At 75.1% G+C, this 3,143-nt stretch carries 3 protein-coding genes; 2 read left to right on the top strand and 1 reads right to left on the bottom strand.

All coding sequences use genetic code 11. The features are described from left to right. Positions 1-98 precede the first annotated feature (98 nt). A complete protein-coding gene (locus tag AAHZ94_RS31520) occupies positions 99-1,484 on the bottom strand; it encodes a DUF1015 domain-containing protein (RefSeq protein ID WP_349997130.1) in 1,386 nt (461 codons plus the stop codon). A gap of 78 nt (positions 1,485-1,562) precedes the next feature. Here AAHZ94_RS31520 and AAHZ94_RS31515 point away from each other — a divergent pair, with 78 nt between their 5' ends. Next, the gene (locus AAHZ94_RS31515; RefSeq protein ID WP_502964843.1) at positions 1,563-2,660 is read left to right on the top strand and encodes an HAD hydrolase-like protein; all 1,098 of its coding nucleotides are present in this window, start codon (positions 1,563-1,565) and stop codon (positions 2,658-2,660) included. A gap of 255 nt (positions 2,661-2,915) precedes the next feature. Further along, a partial coding sequence (locus AAHZ94_RS31510) for a hypothetical protein (RefSeq protein WP_349997129.1) occupies positions 2,916-3,143 on the top strand: 228 nt, incomplete at its 3' end.

Here is a 3,143-nt window from a genome sequence, read left to right as displayed (position 1 = left end):
CCGGGGCGGGGGCCCCGCGGTGGGCCCCCGGGGGGGGGGGGGGGCACCCCCTTGGGGCCCCCCCCCCAGCCGTTTTCTGTTTTCCGGGTGGGGGCGTCTCAGCTCAGTTCGAGGCTGCGCAGGACCAGGCCGGTGGCCGGCTTGGGGCCGAAGGACGTGGACTTGTGGGGCATCGCCACACCCTGCTGAGCCAGTTCCCGTACCACTTCTTCGGCGACGGGGCGCATCAGGACGGCCGTGCCGCCGTGCCGCTCGGTCTGCTTGAGGGCTGCGGCTGCGTCGTGGATGTACCCGATGTGCTCCGGGGCGTCAGGTACCTGCCAGATTTGATCGAGCAGCAAGGTGTGCAGCACCGTCGCGTCCAGCTCCCGCCACGCCTGGGGGCGGTCCTGCGGTACGGCCGCGGCCAGCCGGGCCGGGTCGGGGCGGTCCAGCAGGTGGAATGCGCCGCCGCCCGCCAGCAGGAACGCATTGGCGGGGGCTCCCGATTCGGCCGCCTCGCGTTGGGCGGTGGCGAGTGCGGCCAGTGCGTCCGGGAGCGGGCCGGCGACGGGACGTACCCGGAAGGCGTCGCCCACGGCGGCGAGCGCGTCCGCCGGGGACAACTGGCGCAGCAGCCGGTGGATGGCGCGGACCCGCAGCGGATAGCGGGCGGTGTCCACGAGGAGCACCAGGCCGAAGTCCCAGGGGCCCGGGGCGTGCCGCTCGGCGCGCAGGCGCAGGTAGGTCGCCCAGCGGTGGTGGCCGTCGGCGATCAGCGCCTGGTGCCGGCCCAGGTCGGCGGTGGCCTCGGCGATCTCGGCCGGGTCGGCGATCCGCCACAGCCGGTGGGCCACCCCGTCCTCGGTGGTCGTGGCCAGCAGCGGCGGGCGCTGCACGGCGCGGTCGATGACGGCCTGGGCGCCCGGGGTCGCCGCCGGCGCGGGGCCTTCGGGGGCCGGCGCGTCGGGCGCGGGCGTGGTGGGGCGGGCGCCGTTCGAGCTGCCGTTCGCGGTGCCCGGGTGGGCGCCGTCGTAGGAGAGCAGCAGGGGTTCGAGGTTGGCCGCGGTGGCCCGCATCAGGTCGGCCCGGTCCTCGACGACGTGCGGCATGACGTTCTCGTGCGGGAGGACGATGCCCTCCTCCGGCGGGCTCAGTCTGAGGGCGCCGATCAGTCCGCGCTGGAGTTGCCCTGCGTCGCGCTGCTCGTAGACGTAGAGTGCCGGCTCCGGATCGGGGGCCAGCACGCCCTCCGCCTGCCAGCGGCGCAGCGTCTGTGCTGCCTGCTGGTGGCGGGCCGTGGGGCTTGCGGTCTGCGGAAGGATCAGGCGGACGATGTTGTACGGGTCGGCCGTCTCCAGATGCCGCAGACCGTCCGGCCGCACTACGACGTCGTAGGGCGGTGAGGTGACGGCGGCGAGGCTGCTGACCCGCTCCGAGGCGTACCGCAGACCTCGGAACGGGGCGAGCTGAAGACCTTGCCTGACAGGTCCTGGAGTGCTCATTGGGGAATGCTATGCCGCGCAACAGGATGCGCGATGATCGGGGGACAAACATATGAGTCTACGAGGAGCGACGACCCCATGACCGACAGCGTCCGTACCCGGCCCGCTGCCAGCGCGCGTCCGCTGCACGAGGCGTACGACACCGCCCTGCTGGATCTGGACGGCGTGGTGTACGCCGGCGGCGAGGCCATCGCGTACGCGGTGGAGTCGTTGGAGGCGGCCCGACGTGCGGGGATGCACCTCGCGTACGTCACCAACAACGCGCTCCGCACGCCGCAGACGGTGGCCGAGCACCTCACCGGGCTCGGTATCCCGGCGCAGCCCGACGACGTGATCAACTCGGCGCAGGCGGTGGCCCGGTTGATCGCCGAGCAGGTGCCGGCCGGGTCGCAGGTGCTGGCCATCGGCGGCGAGGGGCTGTGGGTGGCGCTGCGCGAGCGCGGGCTGGTGCCGGTGGACTCGGCGGAGGCGGACATCGCCGCTGTGGTGCAGGGGTACGGCGGTCCGCAGCAGCCGTGGGAGCGGCTGGCCGAGGCGGGGTACGCGGTGGCGCGCGGGGTGCCGTGGTTCGCGTCCAACACCGATCTGACCATCCCGACGGCGCGCGGCATAGCGCCGGGCAACGGGGCCGCGGTGGAGGTCGTACGGTTCGTGGCCGGCGGTTCGCCGCAGGTGGCGGGCAAGCCGCAGCCGCCCATGCACCGGGAGACCATTTTGCGTACGGGGGCGCAGCGGCCCCTGGTGGTGGGGGACCGGCTGGACACCGACATCGAGGGGGCGCACGGCGGCGGGGTGGACTCGCTGCTGGTCTTGACCGGGGTGACGACGGCCGCCCAACTGCTGGCTGCCGAGCCGGTGCACCGACCCACGTTCGTCGCCGCTGACCTGCGCGGAATGCTGACCGCGCACCCCGAGGTGCGGGCGAGTGGCGACGGGTTCGACTGCGCCGGCTGGACGGCCCGGGTGCAGGGCGCGGAAGCCGTGCTCACGGGCGCGGGCGAGCCGTTGGACGGGCTGCGGGCGCTGTGCGCGGCGACCTGGACGGCGGCCGACGCACGGGGCGCGGCGTCCGGCGCGTCCCGGGGCGCCGGTGGGACCGGGCCCGGGCTGAGCGCGGCGCACCGGGACGGGGACCAGATCGACGCGGAGAAGGCGTTGACGAAGCTGGGGTTGTGAGCGCGGGGCGGCGGCTGTTCTGGGGCGTGGGCGAAGGCGTGGGTGCGTGGGGGTGTGATGCGGCGTGCGGTTGGCGGTTGGGCGCCGGGCCGTGTGGTCCGTGAGGTTCGGTGGTTGGGGTGGGCTGTCTGTGGCCTCTGGTGGCTGGGGCTGGTGGCTCGCCGCGGTGGTTGCCACGAGCACGTCCGGCGTCGCGTTCTGCGCCGGCCGTTCGGTGGTACGGGCCGTGGCTGCTGCGGCAGCCGGGACGGCGAGATGGCCCGAGAAGGCGAGACGGCCCTGGAGGGCGAGACGGCCCTGCCCGGCTCGCTGGTGTGGTGCTTGCTCGTACGGCGTTGCCCGCACGGCGTCGCTGGTACGGCGTTGCCCGCACGGCGTGCTCGTACCGCGTCGCTCGTACCGGGGGCCCCCCCCCCCCCGGGGGCGGGGGGGCGCGGGGGGGGGGGCCCGGGCGGGGGGGGGGCGGGGGGGGGGGGGGGTGGG

This window comes from Streptomyces sp. HSW2009 (assembly GCF_040240285.1).
Taxonomy (GTDB): Bacteria; Actinomycetota; Actinomycetes; order Streptomycetales; family Streptomycetaceae; genus Streptomyces.
The sequence above is the reverse complement of the archived record's forward strand: the minus strand, read 5'-3'. Positions and strand labels throughout refer to the sequence as shown.

Excerpts from the sequence above, each read along its gene's own strand:
- AAHZ94_RS31515 (WP_502964843.1), top strand. The coding sequence starts at position 1,563 with ATGACCGACAGCGTCCGTACCCGGCCCGCTGCCAGCGCGCGTCCGCTG.
- AAHZ94_RS31520 (WP_349997130.1), bottom strand. The coding sequence starts at position 1,484 with ATGAGCACTCCAGGACCTGTCAGGCAAGGTCTTCAGCTCGCCCCGTTC.